15 protein-coding genes are annotated in these 21,953 nt (G+C 69.5%); 4 read left to right on the forward strand and 11 right to left on the reverse strand.

Going from position 1 to position 21,953, the window contains the following annotated elements; genetic code table 11:
- Positions 1-3: 3 nt before the first annotated feature.
- Complete coding sequence (xylB, locus tag ACOFKS_RS14910; protein WP_419810046.1) at positions 4-1,458, reverse strand: xylulokinase; 1,455 nt, start codon at positions 1,456-1,458, stop codon at positions 4-6.
- Between the two features lie 4 nt (positions 1,459-1,462).
- On the reverse strand, positions 1,463-2,596 hold the full coding sequence (locus tag ACOFKS_RS14915; RefSeq protein ID WP_419810047.1) for a glycoside hydrolase family 43 protein: 1,134 nt from the start codon (positions 2,594-2,596) through the stop codon (positions 1,463-1,465).
- A gap of 159 nt (positions 2,597-2,755) precedes the next feature.
- Here ACOFKS_RS14915 and ACOFKS_RS14920 point away from each other — a divergent pair, with 159 nt between their 5' ends.
- Together ACOFKS_RS14920 and ACOFKS_RS14925 are read left to right on the forward strand one after the other, a co-directional pair.
- Entirely contained in the window at positions 2,756-3,814 is a 1,059-nt protein-coding gene (locus ACOFKS_RS14920; RefSeq protein ID WP_419810173.1) for a LacI family DNA-binding transcriptional regulator, read from the forward strand.
- An 84-nt stretch (positions 3,815-3,898) separates the two neighbouring features.
- Positions 3,899-5,314: a sugar porter family MFS transporter gene (locus ACOFKS_RS14925; protein ID WP_419810048.1), complete on the forward strand. Its 1,416-nt coding sequence runs from the start codon at positions 3,899-3,901 to the stop codon at positions 5,312-5,314.
- Positions 5,315-5,323: 9 nt separating this feature from the next.
- Here the strand turns inward: ACOFKS_RS14925 and ACOFKS_RS14930 are convergent, their stop codons facing one another.
- From ACOFKS_RS14930 to ACOFKS_RS14940, 3 genes are read right to left on the reverse strand one after another with little or no spacing between them, the layout of a single operon-like run.
- Positions 5,324-7,408, reverse strand: coding sequence for a GDSL-type esterase/lipase family protein (locus tag ACOFKS_RS14930; RefSeq protein ID WP_419810049.1), 2,085 nt, complete (start codon positions 7,406-7,408; stop codon positions 5,324-5,326).
- Positions 7,399-8,172 carry an SDR family NAD(P)-dependent oxidoreductase gene (locus tag ACOFKS_RS14935; RefSeq protein ID WP_419810050.1) on the reverse strand — a complete coding sequence of 258 codons (774 nt, stop codon included), beginning with the start codon at positions 8,170-8,172 and terminating at the stop codon, positions 7,399-7,401. Before ACOFKS_RS14935 ends, ACOFKS_RS14930 begins: the two co-directional genes overlap by 10 nt.
- Positions 8,169-9,302 carry a fumarylacetoacetate hydrolase family protein gene (locus tag ACOFKS_RS14940; protein ID WP_419810051.1) on the reverse strand — a complete coding sequence of 378 codons (1,134 nt, stop codon included), beginning with the start codon at positions 9,300-9,302 and terminating at the stop codon, positions 8,169-8,171. The genes ACOFKS_RS14935 and ACOFKS_RS14940 overlap by 4 nt, the downstream gene beginning before the upstream one ends.
- A 143-nt stretch (positions 9,303-9,445) precedes the next feature.
- Between ACOFKS_RS14940 and ACOFKS_RS14945 the strand changes: the two genes are divergently transcribed.
- Positions 9,446-11,923, forward strand: a complete 2,478-nt coding sequence (locus tag ACOFKS_RS14945) for a glycosyl hydrolase 115 family protein (protein ID WP_419810052.1) — start codon at positions 9,446-9,448, stop codon at positions 11,921-11,923.
- Entirely contained in the window at positions 11,920-12,954 is a 1,035-nt protein-coding gene (locus ACOFKS_RS14950; protein ID WP_419810053.1) for a cupin-like domain-containing protein, read from the forward strand. The genes ACOFKS_RS14945 and ACOFKS_RS14950 overlap by 4 nt, the downstream gene beginning before the upstream one ends.
- Before the next feature lie 3 nt (positions 12,955-12,957).
- Here ACOFKS_RS14950 and ACOFKS_RS14955 read toward each other — a convergent pair whose 3' ends face one another.
- From ACOFKS_RS14955 to ACOFKS_RS14980, 6 genes are read right to left on the reverse strand one after another with little or no spacing between them, the layout of a single operon-like run.
- The gene (locus tag ACOFKS_RS14955) at positions 12,958-14,754 is read right to left on the reverse strand and encodes a glycoside hydrolase family 9 protein (RefSeq protein WP_419810054.1); all 1,797 of its coding nucleotides are present in this window, start codon (positions 14,752-14,754) and stop codon (positions 12,958-12,960) included.
- Positions 14,751-15,755, reverse strand: a complete 1,005-nt coding sequence (locus ACOFKS_RS14960; RefSeq protein ID WP_419810055.1) for a cupin-like domain-containing protein — start codon at positions 15,753-15,755, stop codon at positions 14,751-14,753. The genes ACOFKS_RS14955 and ACOFKS_RS14960 overlap by 4 nt, the downstream gene beginning before the upstream one ends.
- Complete coding sequence (locus ACOFKS_RS14965; protein ID WP_419810056.1) at positions 15,752-17,284, reverse strand: tryptophan halogenase family protein; 1,533 nt, start codon at positions 17,282-17,284, stop codon at positions 15,752-15,754. The genes ACOFKS_RS14960 and ACOFKS_RS14965 overlap by 4 nt, the downstream gene beginning before the upstream one ends.
- Complete coding sequence (locus tag ACOFKS_RS14970; RefSeq protein ID WP_419810057.1) at positions 17,281-18,912, reverse strand: tryptophan halogenase family protein; 1,632 nt, start codon at positions 18,910-18,912, stop codon at positions 17,281-17,283. The genes ACOFKS_RS14965 and ACOFKS_RS14970 overlap by 4 nt, the downstream gene beginning before the upstream one ends.
- Positions 18,909-20,381, reverse strand: a complete 1,473-nt coding sequence (locus tag ACOFKS_RS14975; RefSeq protein ID WP_419810058.1) for a tryptophan halogenase family protein — start codon at positions 20,379-20,381, stop codon at positions 18,909-18,911. The genes ACOFKS_RS14970 and ACOFKS_RS14975 overlap by 4 nt, the downstream gene beginning before the upstream one ends.
- A complete protein-coding gene (locus tag ACOFKS_RS14980) occupies positions 20,381-21,895 on the reverse strand; it encodes a tryptophan halogenase family protein (RefSeq protein WP_419810174.1) in 1,515 nt (504 codons plus the stop codon). The genes ACOFKS_RS14975 and ACOFKS_RS14980 overlap by 1 nt, the downstream gene beginning before the upstream one ends.
- Positions 21,896-21,953: the final 58 nt, after the last annotated feature.

Raw genomic sequence — 21,953 nt, forward strand, 5'->3', positions numbered from 1 at the left:
GAGTCACTGGCCTTTCGGGGTTGGCGCGATCCGCGGATATGCGGCGCGGAAGAGCTGTTGTTTGTCGCCGAGCCGTTCGACGAACGAGGGATCGGGGTCGATGCTGTGGCTGATCGGCGGCGCGGCGCAGACGGTGGCGGGGTCGCCGCCGTCGACGGCGATCTGGGCGAGCCGCGCGGCACCGAGCGCGGGACCGACCTCGCCGCCCTCGAAATAGACCAGCGGCGTCGCCAGCGCGGCAGCGATGATCCGCCCCCAATAGGAAGAGCGCGCGCCGCCGCCGATGACGCCCAGCCGCTCGACGCGGGTGCCCGCCTGGGTCAGCGCGTCGAGCCCGTCGGCGAGCGCGAAGGCGACGCCTTCCAGCACCGCCTGGGCGAGGCGGTTCGCGTCGGTTTCGTTGTCGAGGTGGAGAAAGGCGCCGCGCACGGCCACGTCGTTGTGCGGCGTCCGTTCGCCGGAAAGATACGGGAGGAACAGCTCCGGTCCCGCCGCCGGACCGGCGGCTTCGGCGCGCCCGAACAGTTCGGCGGCGCCGCTCGCGCCGGTCAGCCGTGCGACCCAGTCGATGCAGCTGCCCGCCGACAGGTGGACGCTCATCTGATGCCAGAGGTCCGGCACGCAATGGCAGAATGCGTGGACTGCACGGGCAGGGTTGGGGCGGTAGGCGTCGGTGGCGACGAAGATCACGCCGGACGTGCCGAGCGACAACAGCGCATCGCCGTCCGCGACCACGCCGACGCCGGCCGCGCCCGCGGCGTTGTCGCCGCCGCCGCCGGTGACCGGGACCGTGCCCATGCCCCACAGTTCGGCCACCTCGGCGCGCAATCGCCCGGTCACCTCGGTGCCCTCGAACAGCCGCGGCATCTGTGCCGTGGTGAGGTCGCAGGCGGCGAGCACGGCCTCGCTCCAGCGCCGGTGCGCGACGTCGAGCCATAGCGTGCCGGCGCTGTCCGACACGTCGGATGCCTTGTCGCCGGTCATGCGCAGGCGGACGTAATCCTTGGGCAGCAGTACCGTCGCGACGCGCGCGAACACGTCCGGCTCGTGCGCCTTGACCCAGAGCAGCTTGGGCGCGGTGAAGCCCGGCATCGCGATGTTGCCGGTGATCGCCGCGAGATCGGGCAGGGCGGCTTCGAGCGCGGCGCACTCGGCGGCGCTGCGCCCGTCGTTCCACAGGATCGCGGGGCGCAGGGGTCGATCGTCGGCATCGAGCAGCGTTGCGCCGTGCATCTGCCCGGCGAGGCCGACCCCGCGAACGGCGCGCCGGACCGTGGGGTCGATCGCCTGTACCGCGGCGGTGGTTGCTCGCCACCATGCCTCCGGATCCTGCTCCGACCAGGCCGCGTGCGGACGCTGGACGGTCAGCGCGGCGATGCCCTGGCCGGCGACCGCGCCGCGCTCGTCGAGCACGACCGCCTTGATCCCCGAAGTGCCGATGTCGATGCCGAGGAACATCGGCCTACTCCACGAACGGATCGATCGTCGGGATCGAACCGTCGGTGCCGAACCGGAGTTCGGTCACCTTGACGTTGCGGAGGTGATTGCGGTTCGACATCTGCGTGTCCGCATAGAACAGCCACCAGCGACCATCCCATTCGATGATCGAATGGTGGCTGGTCCAGCCCTGCACCGGCTTCAGGATGTGGCCGCGATAGGTGAACGGGCCATAAGGCGAGGTGCCTGTCGCATAGTTCAGCCAGTGCGTGTCGCCGGTCGAATAGGTGTAGTAATAGGTGCCGCCGCGCCGGAACATCCACGACGCCTCGAAGAAGCGGCGGTCGTGATCGCCGCCGAGCACCGGCCTGCCGGTCGCTGGATCGAGGATGACCGCGTCGCGCACCGGCTCGGCGAAGCTGGTCATGTCGTCGTTCATCCGCACGACCTTGCCGGACAGCGCCGGCTGATCGTCGCGGTGCAGGTCGGTGTCGCTGCCGTTCGGGTCGTAGCGGCCGTCGCGCCAGCGCTGGAGCTGGCCGCCCCAGATGCCGCCGAAATACATATATGTTTTGCCGTCGGTGTCGGTGAACACCGCCGGGTCCATCGAAAAGCTGCCCGCGATCGGCCGCGGCATCGCCTTGAACGGTCCCATCGGGTTGCGCGCGGTCGCGACCCCGATGCGAAAGGCGCCGAGGCCGTTCTTGTCGACCGTGCGGTCGCGGGCGGGGAAGTAGAGGAAATAGGTGCCGTTGCGATAGGCGGCGTCGGGCGCCCACATCTGCCTTGATGCCCACGGCACGTCCCTGACGTCGAGCGCGACCGGCCCGACCGTCGCCGGGCCGCCGATTCGGTCGAGGCGCAGCACGCGATAGTCGTGCATGGCGTATTCGTTGCCGAGATCGTCGTCGGCCGTTGCGGTCGGCACGTCGTGGCTGGGATAGACGTAGATCTTCCCGCCGAAGACGTGCGCGGAAGGGTCGGCGGTGTAGATCGCCGTGGTGAGCGGCTGCGACAGATAGTGCCGGCCATCGGGCGCGGCCGTCGGCAGCGGCGTGCCGGCCGGAGTCGTTCGGCCGGCGCGGCCCTGTGCGAGGATGCCGCCGGCCGCCAGCGCGGCAAGCGCGAGCGCGGCCGGGATGAGTGGAAATCGGCGCATCATGTTCCTCTCCGAACGACGGCTCCCGCGGAGTCCTTGTGGTAGCGCTATCACAGCTTGGCGACGCTGCAACCCCTGTGATGCAGGTTACGGCAATGTTGCCTTGGATGCGGTGATCGGCTTAACGGCCGGAAGCATTCCTACCATCGGAGAGACGACCTGGCAGTGAACCGAACCAGCCGGCGCCAGCTCGGCGCTCCGACGATCAGCGACGTCGCCCGGCGGGCCGGCGTGTCGCCGATGACCGTGTCGCGCGTCATCAATGCCGAGGGCAATGTCCGGCCGGCGACGCGCGAGCTGGTCAACGATGCCATCGCCGCGCTCAACTATGCGCCGAACCAGTCCGCCCGCAACCTTGCGGGCGCGGCGCAGGTCCGGATCGGCCTGCTCTATGGCAACCCCAGCGCGGGTTTCGTCGGCGAGTTCCTGGTCGGCAGCCTCGACGAGGCGACGCGACGCAACGTGCAACTGGTGTTCGAGCGCTGCGCGCCCGGCGAGCGCGACGTGCAGGCCGCCGCCCGGCTGGTCGACGATGGCGTCGATGGCGTCGTGCTGACGCCGCCGCTGTGCGAATCCACCGCCGTGCTCGACCTGTTCGCCGCGGCGGGGATCCCGACGATGCTGCTTGCAACGACGCAGCGCCACCGCGATCAGCTGGCGGTGGCGATCGACGATCGCCGCGCGGCGCATGAGATGGTGCGCCATCTCGTCTTGCTCGGGCATCGCCGCATCGGCTTCGTGATCGGCGACCCCAACCTGTCGGCATCGGCGCACCGGCTGCAAGGCTATCGCGACGCGCTGGTCGAGGCCGGGCTGCCGGAAGAAGCGACGCTGATCGTGCCGGGGCTCTTCACCTATCGCTCCGGGCTGGACGCCGCCGAGCTGCTGCTGGGGCTAGGTGAGCCGCCGACCGCGATCTTCGCGTCCAACGACGACATGGCGGCGGCGACCGTCGCGGTCGCACATCGCCACGCGATGGACGTGCCGGGCGATCTGACGGTCGTGGGGTTCGACGACACGACGCTCGCCACCGCGATCTGGCCGGAACTTACCACCATCCGTCAGCCGATCGCCGACATGGCGCGGTGCGCGGTCAACATGCTCACCGACGCCATCCGCGGACCGGGGGCGGGTGCGACCGCCACGGTCGAGCTGCTCGACTTCGTGCTCGTCCGCCGCGAGTCGGACGCATCACCGCGGCGACCGCACGGCGCTTGACACGTGAATGGCGCGTGATAGCGCTAACACTCGACGAGCACGGATCGAACCGCGCCGTCCGACACTGTGGAGAGGGACGATCACATGGCCACAAGCGCCGATCCGGCATCGAACACCGCCAACCTCGGATTTATCGCCGCGATCGTCTCGGTAGCGACGATCGGCGGGTTGCTGTTCGGTTATGACAGTGGCGCGGTGAACGGTACGCAGGACGGCCTGCGTGCCGCGTTCGGGCTGTCCGACGCGAGCCTCGGCTTCACGGTCGGCTCGCTGCTGATCGGCTGCTTCATCGGGGCCTTCATCGCGGGTCGCTTCGCCGATCTGTTCGGCCGCCGTAATGTAATGATAGTCGCAGCCGCCCTGTTTCTGGTCGGCGCGATCGTTCAGGGGCTGGCGCACGACCATCTGATCTTCATCATCGCGCGACTGTGCGGCGGGATGGCCGTAGGCACGGCCAGCGTGCTGTCGCCCGCCTATATCGCCGAGGTCGCGCCCGCGAATATTCGCGGGCGCATGACGACCGTGCAGCAGGTCATGATCATCAGCGGGCTGACGCTCGCCTTTGTGGTAAATTACTTCCTCGCCGCCGCCGCGGGCAAGTCGACCAACCTGTTCTGGGGCGGGATCGAAGCGTGGCGCTGGATGTATCTTTGCCAGGCGCTGCCGGCGGCGGTGTTCCTGTTTGCTTTGTTCTTCATTCCGGAAAGCCCTCGCTATCTGGTTTCTCGGGGCCGCCACGAAAGTGCTGCGGGCGTGCTGGCACGGTTGTTCGGCGCGACGGTCGCTCAGGCGAAGCTGGAGGAAATCCGCGCGAGTTTCGGCACCGATCACCGGCCGCGACTGTCCGACGTACTCGCGCCCGGCACCGGGCTGCGCCCGATCGTCTGGGCAGGTCTGGTCATCGCCGTGTTCCAGCAGCTCGTCGGCATCAACGTCATCTTCTATTACGGCGAGACGCTGTGGAAGCTGGCGGGGGCGAGCGAGGACACCGCACTCCAGCGCAACATCATTTCGGGCCTGGTGTCGATCGGCGCCTGCTTCGTCACGATCGCACTGGTCGACCGGATCGGGCGCAAGCCGCTGCTGCTGATCGGCTCGGCGGGAATGACGGTGGCGCTGTTCGTGATGACCTATGTCTTCCACAACGGTACGCTCGACGCGGCGGGGGCGCTACAGCTATCTCCTCACGACGGGTTCGTCGCGGTGGTCGCGGCCAACGTCTACGTGATCTTCTTCAATCTCAGCTGGGGCCCGATCATGTGGGTCATGTTGGGAGAAATGTTTCCCAACCAGATACGCGGATCGGCATTGGCGGTGTGCGGGTTCGCGCAGTGGTTCGCCAATTACCTGATCGCGCAAAGCTTCCCGATCATGGCGGCCAAGCTTGGGTTGGCGGCGACGTACAGCTTCTATGCGGTGTCGGCGCTCATCAGCTTCTTCCTGGTCCAGCGCTTCATCGGCGAGACCAAGGGGCGCGAGCTGGAGGATATGGTCGGTTGAGCCACCACGTCAGGTGCAGACGGTCGGGCCCGGCAATGGAGCGTTCGCCGGAATGGCGAGGCCTTTCGCGGACGCTGCGGCTTCCAGTGTCGGGCTGGAGCCGGGCAGCGCCAGATCGACCGCCGCCGCATAGAACGGATCGCTTTCTGCCTTCGGCAGCGTCGTGAAGGCGAAGCCCATCTCTTCGTAGAGCGAAAGCAGTCGCGGCAGCATGTGCGCGTCGAACGCGCCGAGGTGCATCAGCAGAACATAGGGGATGTCGCGCCCGAGCGCTTGGCGCGCGATCAGGCGCGATCGCAGCGCCTGTGCCTTGGCGGCGGCGAGGAAGCTTGCTTCCAGCGCGGTGATTTCGGAACCGTCGTGCCTGGCCACGCAGCGGGCATAGGCGTCGTTCCAGGCGTAATCGCCGAAACTCATGGTCACCGCCGCGACACGATACGCGCTGCGACGCAGGTCGGCGCGCACGGCGTCGCGGACGGCGGGTCCGCTGCCCTCGAGCAGGAAAGGATAGCGGAACCAGCGCCCGTCGTCGGGACCCGCGATCGCCGCCAGCGACGATTCATTGCGATGCGCGTCGGCGAGGAAGGCAGCGGCACCGACCATGTCGAGGTTGAGGTGCGAGAAGGTATGATTGCCGATCGGCAGCCCGGCCGCGCGCCATGCTGCGAGAACCGCCGGCGCCCGCGGCTCCCCGGTCGCGAAGCCCTGATTCAGGAACCCGAAGGCGGGCGCGTCATGCGATCGCAACGCGGCGATGATGGCCTGCGCGACCGCCAGTCGGTCGCCGCCCGGCGGCAGCGGTCCGTGCGCGGGTAGGTCGTCGAAGGTGATCGCGATCTGCGGGCGTCGGGCGGCGACGGCGGACGCGCGGGCGTCGCCGAACAACGACAGTGGGATCGCGTCCGCCATTGCGCGGTAGCCCGCCTCACTGGGATGGAGGTGGTCGCCGGAATCATAGGCGGCGAGGAGACGGTCGGGATGCGCCGGGTCGCGGAGCGCGCGGTCGAAATCGACCACGCCGTCGAACGCTCCCGCCGAGCGAATGAAGGTGTTGATCGCCTGCCGATCGCTCTCGCTGTCGGGACCCGCGTGGTAATAGTCATTGCCGACGAATGGCATGATCGTGCCGCCGATCACCCTGACTCCGTGCGCGTGCGCCCGGACGACGACCTGCCGATAGGCTGCGATGATCGCCGCGACCAGCGCGCTATGCTGGGCGGGGGTCGCCGGCTGGTCTCGAGTGAGGGTGCCGAGGTCGTTCACGCCTTCCAGCACGATCGCGTAACGCACCGCAGCCCGCGCGATCACGTCGCGGTCGAAGCGCGCGAGCAGGCTCGGTCCGACGCCGTCGAGCAGCACGCGGTTGCCGCCGATCCCGGCATTGACCACCGACAAGGTGCGCGTCGCCGGGTCGGTTGCTAAACGACGCGCGAGCAGATCGGGCCAGCGCGCGTTGCCGTCGTCACGGACTCCGTAGCCGTCAGTGATCGAGTCGCCGATCGCGACGATCGCGCCGGACTGCGGACCGCCGTCGACCTCGACATCGGCAAGGCTCCACCAGCCGCCGATCCGCTGTGCCGCCGGCAGATCGGCGGCCCCGGTGACGTCGCCGCTGGCCAAGAAAGCCGTTGCGCGGGCGCCCGGATGACCGGTGCGATGTGGCACGGAATCGGGCAGGTAGAGGCTGATCGCAATATCGTCGCCGGGCGCGACGCGCACCATCGTCACCGGGTCGGCGTAGATCTCCGCACCGGCCGGGATCACGACCGATGTCGCACCGTCGAAGGTCAGTGGCCGGAGATCGGTCACGGCGGCGCGGCCGGCCGCGCCACGCGCGAGTGACACGGCGCCGATGTGCAGCGGCGTGTCACTCGCGACGTTCGACAGCCGCACGCGCAGGATGCGGCCGCCGGCGGCGAGATGAACGATCTGGCGGATGGTCGAAGGGCCGGCGCTCGCGAGGCGATCGGCATCGGCCCCCTCGCTACGCATCTGCGCCGCGCCCCAGGCCGGAACCCATTGCGCGGCGCGCGCGATCGCACCGGTCGCCGTGCCGGCCAGCGCGACCGCGACCAGCAACCGCGTCAGCGCCATCCGGCGTCGACCCAGTAGTCATGCCCCGTGCACAGCCGTGCGTCGTCGGACGCGAGGAACAGCGCCATCGCCGCGATGTCGTGCGGCAGGACGCGTGCTTTCAGACACTGCGCGGCGACGATCTCGGCCTCTCCTTCGGGCGTGTACCATTGCTGCTGCCGTGGCGTCTGGACATTGCCGGGCACGATCGTGTTGACCCGGATGCCGGCCGGGCCCAGTTCGCGGGCGAGCGCGCGGGTCATGCCCTCGATACCGGCCTTGGCGGTCTGATAGGCGACCAGCTCCTCCAGCCCCAGATGCCAGCTGATCGAACCGAGATTCAGGATCACGCCGCCGCCGCGCGCGGTCATGCCGGGGATCACCGCCTGCGCGCAAAAGAACAGGTGGCGCAGATTGACCGCCATCCGCTCGTCCCAATAGGCGGGCGTCACGTCGGCGGGGCGGTGGCGGTCGTCGTTGCCGGCATTGTTGACGAGCACGTCGACGCCGCCGAGCGCGGAGTCGATCGCGCGCATCGTCGAGGCGACCGCATCGAGGTCGGTGAGATCGAGGCGGTGGAACACGGGCGCATGCGCCGCGCCGGGCGTCAGCGCGGCGACCAGCGCCCGTGACGGCTCCTCCGCCAGATCGACGAAGGCGACGCGCGCGCCCTGCCGGACGAACGCCTCGACCAGCCCGGCGCCGATGCCCGATCCGCCGCCGGTGACGACGACACGCCGGTCGCGCAGGCTGGGGTATATGGCGCGATCGTCGGCGCCGATCATGACCTGATCATCCCCCGCGCCACCAGATCGCGCATCGTCGCGCCGATGCCCACCGTCCAGGGTGCGGCGTCGCGCGAATGGACGACGCGATTGACGAGTGTACCCAGCCTGTCGCTGGCGATCGTCACCACGTCGCCGACCTTGTGCGTAAAGCCGCGCCCCGGCTCATCGCGATCCTGCGTCGGTGCGAACAGCGTGCCGAGGAACAGCGCGAACCCGTCGGGATATTGATGCTCCGACAGCGTCTGGCCGATCAGGTCGAGCGGATCGCGGCTGATTTCGCGCATCGAGCTCGCACCGTCGAGCCGATACCCGTCCTCGCCCTCGATCAGCAGTGACAGCTGCGCGTCGCGGACGTCGTCCATCGTGAATTCGGCGTCGAACAACCGGATCAGCGGGCCGAGCGCGCATGACGCGTTGTTGTCCTTCGCCTTGCCGAGCAGCAGCGCCGAGCGCCCTTCGAAATCGCGCAGATTGACGTCGTTGCCCAGCGTCGCGCCGATCGGCGCGCCATCGGGCGCGACGATCAGCACGATCTCGGGCTCGGGGTTGTTCCAGCTCGAGTCGGAGCGGACGCCGATCTCCGCGCCCCAGCCTACCGTCGACAGGACCGGCGCCTTGGTGAAAACCTCCGCGTCCGGGCCGATCGCGACTTCGAGATATTGCGACCAGACGCCCTCCTCGATCAGCGCGGCCTTGAGGTCGGCGGCATCGGCCGAGCCGGGCACGACCGCGCGGATCGAGCCGCCGATCCGCTCCTCCAGCCGCGCGCGAAACGCGACCGCCGCACCGGCGTCGCCGCGCGCACGCTCCTCGATGACGCGCTCGACGGCGGAGGTGGCGAAGGTGACGCCGCAAGCCTTGACGCACTGAAGGTCGATCGGGCTGAGCGGGCGCGCGCCGGCGCCGAGCACCGCGTCGAGCGCTCCGAGCGCACGGCCGCCGGCGAACGCGCCGGCCTCGACCAGTAGCGACACGGTCGGCGCGACCATGCTCATGTCGTGGACGACGCCTTGCGCGACGAGCACCGGAATCACGGCGCCGTCGTGCTCCAACCGTCCCAGAAACCGGCCCACGCGCCAGTCGCGGGGCAGGTCGGTGGCGGCCGTGAAGGCGAGATGCCCGGTCATTTCCCTCTCCGCGTGATAGCGCTAACAGTGTCGTCGCGACCGGACGACGTCAAGGGTCGCCCTATGCCGATTGCCGTGCGGCGACTGGTAGCGGTATCAGAGCGGTCGGGCGGCGGACGTCTCGCCGCCGTTATGAGAGAGGCATGATCTTGCACCGCCTGTTGCCGCTGCTCCTGCTGTCGTTGCCGACACCGGCGCTGGCGCAGGACTGTGCCGGACCGGTCGCCGCCTGCGCCAAGCCCGTCGCGGGCGCGCTGGCGCTGATCATGCCCCGCCGGGTCGCGACGGTGGTCGTCGATCCGGCCGACGCGCCGGGGGTCCGGCGCGCGGCAGGCGATCTGGTCGCTGACCTGAAGGCGGTGGGCGCTGGCGAGGCGCGACTGGCGGACGATGCGCGCGGCGGCGCAACGGTGATCGCGGGCACGTTGGGACATGGCGGCGTCGTCGACGCGCTGGTGCGTGCGGGCAAGGTCGATGTGCACGGCCTCGCCGGCCAGTGGGAAGGCTATGTCGAACAGGTGGTCGACCACCCCGTGCCCGGCGTCGACCGCGCGCTGGTGATCGTCGGCGCGGACCGGCGCGGGACGATCTTCGGCCTCTACGACATCAGCGCCAAGGCCGGCGTCAGCCCGTGGACCTGGTGGGCGGACGTGCCGGCGATCCGTCACCGTACGCTGTACCTGACCGGCGGGCGCGTCGCCGATCATCCGATGGTGAAGTATCGTGGCATCTTCATCAACGATGAGGAGCCGGCGTTCGGCGGCTGGGCGAAGGCGCGGTTCGGCGGGGTCGACCACGCGGTGTACGAGCGGCTGTTCACGCTGCTGCTCCGGTCGAAGGCCAATTTCTTGTGGCCCGCGATGTGGGGCAAGTCGCTGTGGCAGGACGATCCTGCCTCGGCGCCACTGGCGCGCGAGATGGGGATCATTCTCGGCACCTCGCATCACGAGCCGATGGCGCGCGCGAATGTAGAATGGCGGCGACAGGGCGGCGGCGCGTGGGACTATGCCGCCAACGCCGGGGCGTTGCGGGCGTTCTGGCGCGCCGGCATCGAGCGGCGCGGAGCGGCCGAGGATCTGGTGACGATCGGGATGCGCGGCGACGGCGACGAGCCGATGACGGAGGGCACCGCGACGGCGGTACTGGAGCGCATCGTCGCCGACCAGCGGCGGATTATCGCCGACACGACCGGCCGCCCGGCCGGTGCGACGCCGCAGGTCTGGGCGCTCTACAAGGAGGTGCAGGACTATTACGACCAAGGCATGCGCATCCCCGACGATGTGACGCTGCTCTTCTCTGACGACAATTGGGGCAATATCCGCCGGCTGCCCGCGCCCGGCGACCGGCGCGCGGGCGGTTCGGGGGTCTATTACCACTTCGATTACGTCGGCGATCCGCGCAACTACAAGTGGCTCGATACCAATGCGATCCCGCGGGTGTGGCAGCAGATGACGCTGGCGCACGAACATGGCGCCGACCGGTTGTGGATCGTCAATGTCGGCGACCTGAAACCGATGGAATACGCCACCAGCTTCTTCCTCGACATGGCCTGGAACCCCGACCGGATGACGGTGGCGGCGATGGCCGCCTATCCCCGCGATTGGGCGGGGCGACAGTTCGGTCCGGCGCAGGGACCCGCGGTCGGTGCGCTGATCGCGCGCTATGGCCAGCTCGCGAGCCGCCGTAAGCCCGAGCTGGTCGATGCCGACAGCTATGCTTTCCCCGGCGAGTGGCGGCGGGTGCTCGCCGAGTGGGAGGCGCTCGCCGTTGCCGCTCACCGGGAGACGGCGAACATCCCCGGCGACCGTCTGGATGCCTATGACGAGCTGGTACGCCATCGCATCGACGCGATGACCAATCTGCACCGGCTATACGCGGCCGTCGCCGCGAACCGCGCCGCCGCGCGCCTCGGCGATGCCGCCGCAGTCACGCGATGGGCCGCTGCGGCGCGCGGCTATTTCGCGCAGGATGACGCGCTTCGTCGCCGCTACGATCGCCTCGCCGACGGCAAATGGACCGGCATGATGGCGCAGACGCATATCGGCTATACCGGGTGGCAGCAGCCGCCGGCCGATGTGATGCCGACGCTCGCCACCGTTTCGACGCCGCTGCCCGCCATCGCCGCCGAACCGCCGCCGCCGCTGGTGGTGCTGACCGCCGACGCCGGCCGGGTGGTGGACGGCGCGGGCATGCGCTGGCAGCGCGTGCCGGGCCTCACCGCGGAAGGTGCGGCGATGATCGCGCGGCCGGCGACGATCGCGCCGATCGAGGAGCCTGGCGGTGCGAGTCCGCAGCTCGCCTGGCCGCTGACGCTGGCGCGCGCCGGTGCGATCACCGTCGATGTCGTCGCCGCTCCGGGACTCGACGTACGCGGCACCGGACGGCAGCGGCTTGCGCTGTCGCTGGACGGGCGAGCGCCGGTAATCGTCGATCTGCTCGCCGGTGAGGACGAGGCGCGCTGGCGCCGGGCGGTAATCGCCAACCGGCGCGTGGCACGCGTGACGATGGCCGACGTGACGGCAGGGCGGCATGTGCTTCACCTCTGGCTGGTCGATCCGCAGATCGTGGTCGAACGGATCGAGGTGCGGCGGCCGACGCGGCGCGCTATGAGCGGATCATGATCCGGTTCGATCCGCCCGCCGCGACCGAGCGGCGCGTCGCCGAGCGTGCGGCGGTCGACGCCGAGACGTTCGCGCGCGAGATCGTCACGGCCTATCGCCCGGTCGTGCTGCGCGGCCAGGTCGCGCACTGGGCGGCGGTGGCGGCGGGGCGCGGCGGCGACCGGGCGATGGCTGAGTATCTTGCGGCGTTCGGCGGTGCGAAGCCGCTGGAGGTGCTGATCGGCCCCCCGGCGATCGAGGGCCGGTTCTTCTACGCCGACGACACGCTGACCGACTTCAACTTTCATCGCCAGCAGGTGCCGATCGGCGCGCTGGTCGCCGAACTGCTGCGCTATGCGGAGAGCGGCGAGGCGCGGCCGCACGCGCTTTACGCCAATGCCGCGACGGCGCCAGAACACCTACCCGGCTGGGAGGCGGCGAATCCGCTGGCGCTGGGCATCGAGGCGCCCGCGCGCCTGTGGATCGGCAACGCGACGCGGGTGGCGACGCATTACGACACGTCGATCAACATCGCCTGCGTGGTCGCCGGCCGACGCCGCTTCACGTTGTTCCCGCCCGACCAGCTCGCCAACCTCTATGTCGGGCCGCTCGATCATACGCTGGCGGGGCCGCCGTCGAGCATGGTCGACCCCGACGCGCCGGACCTCGTGCGCTATCCCCGCTTCGCCGACGCGCTGGCCGAAGCGCTGGTGGCGGAGCTGGAGCCTGGCGACGCGATTTTCATACCGCCGATCTGGTGGCATCACGTCCGCGCGTTCGCCCCGCTCAACGTGCTGGTGAATTACTGGTGGGAGCACCGGTCCGGCGACGCCTTCCTCGCGATGGTGCACGCGATCGGCGCAGTGCGCGACCTGCCGGCGGCGGAGAAGGCGGCGTGGCGAAGCTGGTTCGACCATCTCGTGTTCGCAGCCGACGCCGATCGCACCGCCGATCATCTCCCCGCCGCGGCGCGCGGGATCATGGGGCCACCGAGCGCCTCGCGGAGCGCGAAGATCAGGCAGTTCCTGATCGGCATGCTCCAGCGCTCCTGACGCCTATCGGCGCGGCATGGCGAGATCGGTCGCGACCCACAGCAGCGGCGCGTTCCAGTTGATGGCGACCTCGTTCAACGCATAGGCGCGGCCGTCGTCGCGCCAGCAGCGCATGGCGGCGCAGGTCCCGCGCATCGTCGCTGCGATGGTGTCGGCGAACGCCGTGTTGTTGGGGCCGCCGCCGATCACGCCGGGCGGCGGGCCGGGCAGGCGGGGGTCGAACTGATGCGCCCAGAACCGGTGATGCGGGCGCGTCATCGGCATCCAGCCGAATCCGGAGACATAGCTTTGCCCGAGCGGGTTGCGGCCGAGCACATAGTCGGCCGTATCGACCTCCGCGTCGCGATACCGTTCCTCGCCGGTGAAGCGCGCGGCGAGCGCCAGGACGATACCGCGGTTGAGGATCGCGCCGTTCGATCCCCACGGATAGCGCGTCGTCGCATAGGGCAGACCATAGCCCGACTGCGCCTTCTCGGCGATAAATTGGTCGGCGAGCGCCACCAGCTTCGCGCGCGCCGCCTGGCGCTCGGGGGCGGGCACGCCCGTGGCCGTGGCGAGCGTGATCGTACCCAATGCGGCCGTGCTGCTCCAGCCCGGCTCGCCGCGGAGTGGCGCGTCGTGGAGCGCCATCGCGTGCAGCGCCCGTGCCAGCTCGGGCAACAAGGTCGCGGCGTAAAGCTCGGCGGTCGCCCAATAGAACTCGTCGGCGACATCGTCGTCGCCATAGCCGCCGCTGCCGGTGAACGCCTGCGCCGCCGAAATCTGCGGATTGCGCAACGCCGCGGCATAGGCGCGGGCCGCAGCGGCGAGGCAGCGCTGCGCGAATGCATCGTCGCTGCCCTTCCAGACGCGGGCGCATTGCGCCGCGGTGGCGGCCAGATTGAGCGTCGCGGCGGTGCTCGGCGGATAGAGTAGCCGCTCCTCCCGATCCTCGGCCGGAATGGTGGGGAGCGCCGTCCAGTTGCGGTCGGCGACTTTCTGGTGCGCCATGCCGCCCGCGTCGACCGTGGTGAGCCGGAGCGGCCCCGATGCTTGCCGCCCGACCGGCAGCGCCAGCCGCTGCCCATCGGGAACCTGCATTGCGAGCAGGAAGCGCATCTCCCAGCGCGCCTCGTCGAGCAGGTCGTTGCGGCCGTTCCCCGCCTCGGGCAGCGCGGCGCTTCCATCGGCGAACGGTGGTGTGGCGCGATTTGCTTCGTAGAGGTTCTGTAGCGTCCACAGCGCAATACCGCCGTTGACGACATATTTGCCTTGATCGCCGGCATCGTACCAGCCGCCGGTGACGTCGAGCGTGTAGGGGCAGCCCGGCCAGACCGTGCCGCGTTCGTCGGAACCCGCGAAACAACCCGCCACCTCGTGCGGATGCCCGGCAGCACGCGCCCATTGCCGGCCGCCGGCGTAGCGCGCTTCGATCGCGATACCGGCGCGGGTCTGATAGAAGTAATTGAGCGCTGCGCCGGCGAGCGGCCGATAAAGTCCGGCCACGATCTCGAACGGGCGGCTGGTCACGCCGGCCACCTCCAGCCGATAGACGCCCGGCGTCCGTACCGCGTCGAACGCCAGTTGATGGACATGATCTTCCGATGCCGCATCGTTGCCGAAGACGGTCGTCCGGCCCGCCGCGACCACTTGTCCGGCAGCGTCGATCACGCGCCACGGCAACGGCGCGGCGGCCGGATCGGCGACGATCGCCCGCTTCGCGGTATCGGGTAGGAAGCCGAGCTGATTGAAGTGGACCGTCGCCGGCGCGGCTGCGCCCAGCGTCAGCACCGCGGCCAGCAGGCCGATGGCGCGCCTCATCCCGCGCTCAGCGACTGGAGCAACGTCGCGCGCATCCGCTCTAGCCCGTCGGGACCGGCGGGGCCGAGCACGCCCTGCACGGCTGCCGGCAGGTGCGCGACCGGATCGCCGTCGCGCTGGAAGACGAGATGGTCGAACATCGTGCGCCAGACCGCGCGTTGATCCTCCGGTAGCGTTCGCAGCGAGAACAGCGCGAGCAGCAGTGCGTCGTATGGGCTCGCCATCCCGGCGGGCGCCGGGTTCCACCAATAGTTGCACAGGACGTTGACCGGCGCGAGGCTGGCGACCGCGTGCCACCAGTGGAACGGGATATAAAGCGCGTCGCCCGGTTCCAGCATCGCCTGCTGCGCGTGCGCCAGCGCTTCGGCAAAGCGCGGATAGCGGTCGAGATCGGGCGCGTCCGGATCGACCAGGCTAACCGGCGTCCCGGCCGGGGTCAGCTCGTAAGGACCCATGTAGAGGTTGCCGACCTGATCGGGCGGGAACAGCGTGAAGCGGCGGCGGCCAGCGACGACGACGCCGATATTCTCCATCAGGTCGTAATGTGTCGCGACGCGGATCGCATTGCCCAGCCACAGCCGGGGCACGACCGTTGCGTCCACCAGATCGATGCCGTTTTCGCCGGTGAAACCGGGCAGGAGGTCGGGCGCGGGGATCGACTGGACCGCGATCGCAAAGGGTCGTGCCGCGCCGCGATCGCGCAGCAGGCGGTCGAGAAACGGGGCGAGCGGCGATCGGCCGCGCGTGAAGTTGAGCGCGCTCAGATCGGGCGTGTAGAAGAAGCGCCCCTCGATCTCCGGCGCGCCGACGATGGCGTTGACGGGCTCGGCATGGCTGAAGCGCTTCAGATAGTCGACCAGCGCCTCGTCTGAGTCGCGCGCGGCGCACACCACCGGCCAGTCCGCGGCGAGTCCGCGCAGCACCACCGGCTGGCCGGCGGCGCGGATCTCCGCGTCGAAGCGGGCGCGGTCGATACCGTGCACCTCGCGGATCGGGGTCATGCGACGCGCCGGACCGGGGTCAGGTCGCAGCCGACCTGGCGCAGATAATCGTCCTGCAGCGGCAGCGCGTCTGCGGTCTCGGCGATGATCGCGCGGATGTCCGCCAGCCGCGCGAGTGTTTCCGTGTCCGGCAGCGTGTCGGCGACGGGGTGGTAACCGGCGGGCCGGATTCCCTTGCCGGCCATGACCGCGAGCCAGCTGGTCTCGGTGAACACCTCGTTATGCTCGCGGAAGACGCGGCCGTTCTCGCGATACATCGCGACCTTGTAGACCATTCCATCCGGCGGCGTCAGCGCGCGGATATCGCGCCAGAAGGCCGAGTCCTCGCGGCCGCTGGCGTGATAATGCAGGATCAGGAAGTCGCGGATGTCACGATACTCTTGCGCCAGCTCCGCGTTGAAGCGCTCCGTCTCCAGTGTGGAAAATCCGCGATGCGGGAACAACGTCAGGAGCCGGGCGATGGCGGTCTGGACGAGGTGGATGCTGGTCGACTCAAGCGGTTCGAGGAAGCCGCCCGCCAGGCCCAGTGCGACCACGTTGCCGATCCAGGCGCGGCGGCGGTGCCCGGCAGTGAAGCGCAGCTGCTTCGGATCGGCGATCGGCGCGCCGTCGAGGTTGACGAGCAGCGTCGCCGCCGCCTCGTCGTCCGAAACATGCGCCGAGGAATAGACATAGCCGTTGCCGGTGCGGTGCTGGAGCGGGATGCGCCACTGCCACCCGGCGGCGCGCGCAGTGGCGCGGGTCAGCGGCAGCCTGCCCCCGCCCGGCTCGCAGGGCACCGCCCAGGCGCGGTCGCACGGCAGCAGCGCGGACCAGTCCTCGAAACCCGCGCCGAGCTTCTCCTCGATCAGCAGACCGCGAAAACCCGAGCAGTCGATGAACAGGTCGCCCTCGACGCGGCGGCCGTCCGCCAGACGGACGGCGCTAACATGGCCGGTCTCGCCGTCCTGCTCGATGTCGACGACCCGGCCCTCGCGGCGGCGGACACCCCAGCTCTCCGCGAGCCGGCGGAGCAGGCGCGCATACAGACCGGCGTCGAACTGGAAGGCATAGCCCATCTTTGACAGCGGTGAATTGGGCAGGTCGTGGCGCGGATGACCGAAGCGCCCGCGCAGCCCGGTCATGATGTTCAGCGAATAGTCCTGCAGCGGCGTCTCGTCGCCGAGACTGCGCGCCTTGAGCCAGTGGTGGTGGAATTCCACCCCCTGCATGTCGAGGCCGTAGAAGCCGAACGGGTGGATGAAACGTTCGCCGATGTGCGTCCAGTCGACGAACTCGATGCCCAATTTGTAGGTGGCGTTGGTGGCGCGCAGGAACTCGCCCTCGTCAATCCCCAGCAACGCGTTGAACAGCACGATCTGAGGAATGGTCGATTCGCCGACGCCGACCGTGCCGATCTCGTCCGACTCGACGAGCTCGAAGGTCAACGTCGGGTCGCCGCCGAGCACGCGCGATAGCGCCGCGGCGGCCATCCACCCGGCGGTGCCGCCGCCGACGATGACGACGCGGCGGATGCCGTTCGGCCTCACAGCGGCGAGCCGCCGCCGGAGCCGACATCGAACGGCGATTCGGCGGTGAACGCGAAGAACGGGACGTCCTCGGCGGGGCGCGGCGCGACCGGTGCCAACGACGGCGCCGCGCCGGCGAGCGGCGACGCCGCGGTCATGCGCAGGAACTGGCCGTGCGTCGGCAGCCGCTGCGCGGTATCGAGATAGCCGCGCCTGATCTGATCGAGCGCCTGGGCGACCCTCTCCTCGTCGAGCGCGTCCGCCGCGGGTTCCCAGCTTGCGGGCACGATGCCCTGGCCCAGACACACCGCGACCCAGCTCGGGTTGCTGAACAGGTCGTAGCCCTCGCGGAACAGGCGACCCTTGCCGGCGAACAGGTCGATGTTGCGTTGCAGGCTGTCCGGCACGTTCATCGTCCGGACGCGATCCCAGAACGGCGAGTCGTCCCGTCGCGTCGCCTTGTAATGGAGGATGATGAAGTCACGGATGTCCTCGTAGAGGTCCTTCATCTGGCGGTTGAACTCGTCCCGCTCGCGCGGGTCGAACCGCTTGTCGGGGAACAGCGCGACCAGCCGCTGGATACCGGCCTGCACGAGGTGGATGCTGGTCGATTCGAGTGGTTCGATGAACCCGCCCGACAGGCCCAGCGCCACGACGTTGCGGTTCCAGCACTCACGTCGTCGTCCCGCGGTGAAGGTCAGCCGGCGGGCGTCGGCGAGCTGCTCGCGCTCCAGACTGGCGAGCAGCTGGGCTTCGGCGTCGTCGTCGTCCAGGAACTCGCTGGAATAGACCAGGCCGTTACCCATCCGGTGCTGGAGCGGGATGCGCCACTGCCAGCCCGCGCGGCGCGCGGTGGAGCGGGTGAAGGGGTCGGGTTCGCCGGGGGTCGGCAGCGCACACGGCACGGCGACGGCGCGATCGCACGGCAGCCATTGCGCGTAGCTCTCGTATCCGGTTTCGAGCGCTTCTTCGATCAGCAGACCGCGAAAGCCGGAACAATCGATGAAAAGGTCGCCCTCGATCCGCCGGCCGTCGGCCAGCGTCACCGCCTCCACATAGCCGTCGGTCGGTCGGAGGTTGACCTCGGCGATACGGCCCTCGACGCGAGAGATGCCGGCGCGCTCGGCATAGGCGCGCAGGTAGCGAGCATAGAGGGAGGCGTCAAAATGGAAGGCGTAGAACAGCTCGCGGATCGGCGAGCGGGCGTCGCCGGTGGCGCGCCCGAACTTGCCGTTCGCCGCCGCGACCGCGCTCATCGACCAGGCGGCGATGTCCGGCATCGTTCGGCGCGCGCGCTCGCGCAGCCAAAGCTGGTGGAAATGTACGCCCTGCAGGTCATGGCCGTAATTGCCGAACGGGTGGAAATAGCGCTCGCCCAGCGCGCCCCAGTCGACGAACTCGATGCCCAGCTTGAAGGTGCCGGCGGTCGCCTTCAGGAATTCGTTCTCGTCCAGCCCCAACATCTGGTTGAAGTTGAGCAGCGGCGGGATCGTCGCCTCGCCGACGCCGACGGTGCCGATTTCCTCCGATTCCACCAGCGTCACCTCGGTGTAGCCGTTGTTGAGGAAGCGGGCGAAGGCGGCGGCGGCCATCCAGCCGGCGGTGCCGCCGCCGACGATCACGACGCGGCGGATCGAATGTTCGTTCATGTGGAGAGGCGTTTCGCTTGCGCCGCGCGATAGTCGGCGTGGGTGGGGGCGTGGAGCAGGGCCGCGACGATGCCCGCGCGCAGCCCCGCCATCGCGGCGCTCGCGTCCGCCGGAGAAACCGCGTCGACCAGCGGGTCCAGTCGGCGCGGCAGGAAGCCCTGACCCAGCAGCACTGAGATCCAGCTGTCGCGTGAGAAGGTCTCTTCTTCATAGAAGGGCAGGCGGCCGCGCTCGGCGAATTGGGCGAGCGTGTGAGACAGGCTGGCCGGCAGCTCGGCGGCGGCGACCTCGCGCCACATCGGATCGTCGCGGCGTGCGGTGCGATAGTGCATCGCGAGGAAGTCGCGCACCCGCTCCGCCTCTGCCAGGGTCTGGCGGTTGAAGTCGGCGGCTTCGACCGCGCTTGGCTCGCGACCGGGCAGCATCGTCACCAGCCGGTCGATCGCGCTAAGTGCGAGGTGGAGATTGCACCATTCGAGCGGTTCGACTTCGGTTGCGGCGTCGCCGATGGCGATGCAGTTGCCGCGCCACGGTGCGCGCCGGGTGCCGGCGCGCACCCGGATCGGCTTGCCCGGCTCCGCACCCGCCGCATTGCGCAGTGTCCGTTCGGCCTTGCCGTCGCTCAGTCGGGCGGCGGCATAGGCGAGACCATTCTGCGCGCCGCTGCGCCAGTGCCACCCGGCGGCATGCGCGGTCACCGGCGTGAGCACGGGCGGATCGGTCGCATCGCCCTGCGCGAGCAACACCCGGTCGCACGGCAGACAGCCGCTCCAGTCGTCGCGGTCGCCGTCGATCGCGCCGCGCAGCCGCGCTTCCGGGCCGGTCGCGTCGACGAACAGGTCGGCTGCGACCGTCCGACCGTCGTCCAGCGTGACGGTGCGGATCAAGCCGCGCTCGTCGATCGTCACCTCGCCGACGCCGGCTGCTACCTCGCGAACCCCGACATGCAGCGCGAACGCTCGCATCATCGTCAGGTAGCGCGCAGGATCGAGCGTCAAGCCGTATTCGTGATCGGCGAACGCGGTGTCGGCCCGCGGCCGGACGAAGCGGTCGGCGCGCGCGAGCGCGGCAGCGGGGGAATAGGCGTCGAACGCCTCCACCGCGCCGTCGCGCCGGGCACGAAGCCAGTGCAGGTGGAACGAGGTCGGTCCGAAGGCGCGGCCATAGCGGCCATAGGCATGGACGTAGTCGGGGAGGCCCGCCGCCCAGCCGGAGAAGGCGGTGCCCAGCCGATAACCTGCGCCGGTGCGCGCGACACCGTCGTCCTCGCCAATGCCGAGGTCCCCTTGAAAGCCGAGCAGCGAGGGCAGGGTGCAGGCGATCCGGTCGGCGAGCGCGTCCGGCGAGGGCGGACAGGCCAGCATCGTCACGTCGAGAAACGGCGCACGCCGCTTCAGTGCGGCGGCGGCGCACCAGCCGGTCAGCCCGCCTCCGGCCACCAGCACCGACCCGAGCGCGCTGGACCGCATCAGGCGGCCTCCGCCATCGCGCAATACCGGTCGATGAACGCGCGGTGGTCCGGCCGTGCGGCGACATTTTCCGCGATCTCGCCGCGCAATGCGTCGAGTCCGCGGACGAGATCGGCGGCGGTCATGGCATCGGCCCGGGGGTCCCAGCCGTCGGGAACGATGCCTTGCCCTAGATAGACCGAGACCCAACTCGCATCGAGGAACACGCCTTCGCGATATTTCACGATGCGGGCGCTGCGCCGCCACAGTTCCATCTTCTCGCCCAGGCTGTCGGGGATCGCCATCGTGCGGACGTAGTCCCAAAACGGCGAGTCGCTGCGTGTGGTGGCGTGATAATGCAGGATCAGGAAGTCGCGGATGCGATCGTATTCGAGATCGACGAGCCGGTTGAACTCGTCGCGATCGACGTCGCCGATATGGCGTTCGGGGAACAACTCGATGAGCGCGGTGATCGCCTGCTGGACCAGATAGATGCTGGTCGATTCAAGCGGTTCGAGGAAGCCGCTGGCGAGCCCGATCGCCACGCAGTTATGCACCCAGCTGCGCCGCCGCCTTCCGGCGGTGAAGCGCAGCACGCGCGGCGCGGCGATCGCCTCGCCCTCGACGGCGCGTTCCAGCGCCAGACGGGCGTCGTCGTCGGAGACGAAGCCGCTCGCATAGACATATCCGTTGCCGGTCCGGTGCTGCAGCGGGATGCGCCAGCGCCAGCCCGCCGGCATCGCGATCGCGCTGGTATAGGGCGTGACCGCGGTGCGCGTGCGGCACGGCATCGCGACCGCGCGATCGGTCGGCAGCCAGCGTGACCAGTCCTCGAACGGCTCGTCGAGCGTCCCGCCCAGCAGCAGCGACCTAAAACCCGAACAATCGACGAACAGGTCGCCCTCGATCCGCTCGCCGTCGGCCAGCACGATCGCCGCGATGTCGCCGCTCCCGCCGTCGCGCTCGACGCCCGTGAGAATGCCTTCGGTCCGCGTCGCGCCCATCGCCTCCGCCAGGCTGCGTAGATACGGCGCGAACAGCAGCGCATCGAACTGATAGGCATAGCCGAACGTGCCGGCGAGGTGGCGCCGGTCCGTCGCCGGATGATCGAAGCGGCCCTGCCGGGCGAGCGAGCAGGCAAAGGAGAACTGGTCGAGCGATGGCAGCGTCGCGCCCTCACGCAGCAGTCGCGTCCAATAATGGTGGAACTCGATCGCGCCCGTGCCTCGCCCGAACGTGCCGAACGGGTGAATATAGCTGTCGCCGATCCGACCCCAGTCGCGGAATTCGATGCCGAGTTTGAATGTCGCCCGCGTGCGCGCCATGAACTCGGCCTCGGCGATGCCGAGCCGCTCGTTGAAGGCGCGGATGTGCGGCAGCGTCGCCTCGCCGACGCCGACCACGCCGATCGCCTCCGACTCCACGAGCCGAACGGTGCAGCGCCCCGGCAACAGCTTGACCAGCGCGGTCGCGGTCATCCAGCCGGCGGTGCCGCCGCCGACCACGACGATCCTGGTCCTCTCCTCCGGGCGCATCATCGCCTTTTGACCTTCTTTCTCTGACCGCCTTCCCGATCCGGCTCGTCGCGTCAAT

This window comes from Sphingomonas sp., from assembly GCF_965200135.1.
Taxonomy (GTDB): Bacteria; Pseudomonadota; Alphaproteobacteria; order Sphingomonadales; family Sphingomonadaceae; genus Sphingomonas.

Excerpts from the sequence above, each read along its gene's own strand:
- ACOFKS_RS14975 (WP_419810058.1), bottom strand. The coding sequence starts at position 20,381 with ATGCGGTCCAGCGCGCTCGGGTCGGTGCTGGTGGCCGGAGGCGGGCTG.
- ACOFKS_RS14950 (WP_419810053.1), top strand. The coding sequence starts at position 11,920 with ATGATCCGGTTCGATCCGCCCGCCGCGACCGAGCGGCGCGTCGCCGAG.
- ACOFKS_RS14970 (WP_419810057.1), bottom strand. The coding sequence starts at position 18,912 with ATGAACGAACATTCGATCCGCCGCGTCGTGATCGTCGGCGGCGGCACC.
- ACOFKS_RS14945 (WP_419810052.1), top strand. The coding sequence starts at position 9,446 with ATGATCTTGCACCGCCTGTTGCCGCTGCTCCTGCTGTCGTTGCCGACA.
- ACOFKS_RS14935 (WP_419810050.1), bottom strand. The coding sequence starts at position 8,172 with ATGATCGGCGCCGACGATCGCGCCATATACCCCAGCCTGCGCGACCGG.
- ACOFKS_RS14940 (WP_419810051.1), bottom strand. The coding sequence starts at position 9,302 with ATGACCGGGCATCTCGCCTTCACGGCCGCCACCGACCTGCCCCGCGAC.
- ACOFKS_RS14915 (WP_419810047.1), bottom strand. The coding sequence starts at position 2,596 with ATGCGCCGATTTCCACTCATCCCGGCCGCGCTCGCGCTTGCCGCGCTG.
- ACOFKS_RS14955 (WP_419810054.1), bottom strand. The coding sequence starts at position 14,754 with ATGAGGCGCGCCATCGGCCTGCTGGCCGCGGTGCTGACGCTGGGCGCA.
- ACOFKS_RS14960 (WP_419810055.1), bottom strand. The coding sequence starts at position 15,755 with ATGACCCCGATCCGCGAGGTGCACGGTATCGACCGCGCCCGCTTCGAC.
- ACOFKS_RS14930 (WP_419810049.1), bottom strand. The coding sequence starts at position 7,408 with ATGGCGCTGACGCGGTTGCTGGTCGCGGTCGCGCTGGCCGGCACGGCG.
- xylB (WP_419810046.1), bottom strand. The coding sequence starts at position 1,458 with ATGTTCCTCGGCATCGACATCGGCACTTCGGGGATCAAGGCGGTCGTG.
- ACOFKS_RS14980 (WP_419810174.1), bottom strand. The coding sequence starts at position 21,895 with ATGCGCCCGGAGGAGAGGACCAGGATCGTCGTGGTCGGCGGCGGCACC.
- ACOFKS_RS14925 (WP_419810048.1), top strand. The coding sequence starts at position 3,899 with ATGGCCACAAGCGCCGATCCGGCATCGAACACCGCCAACCTCGGATTT.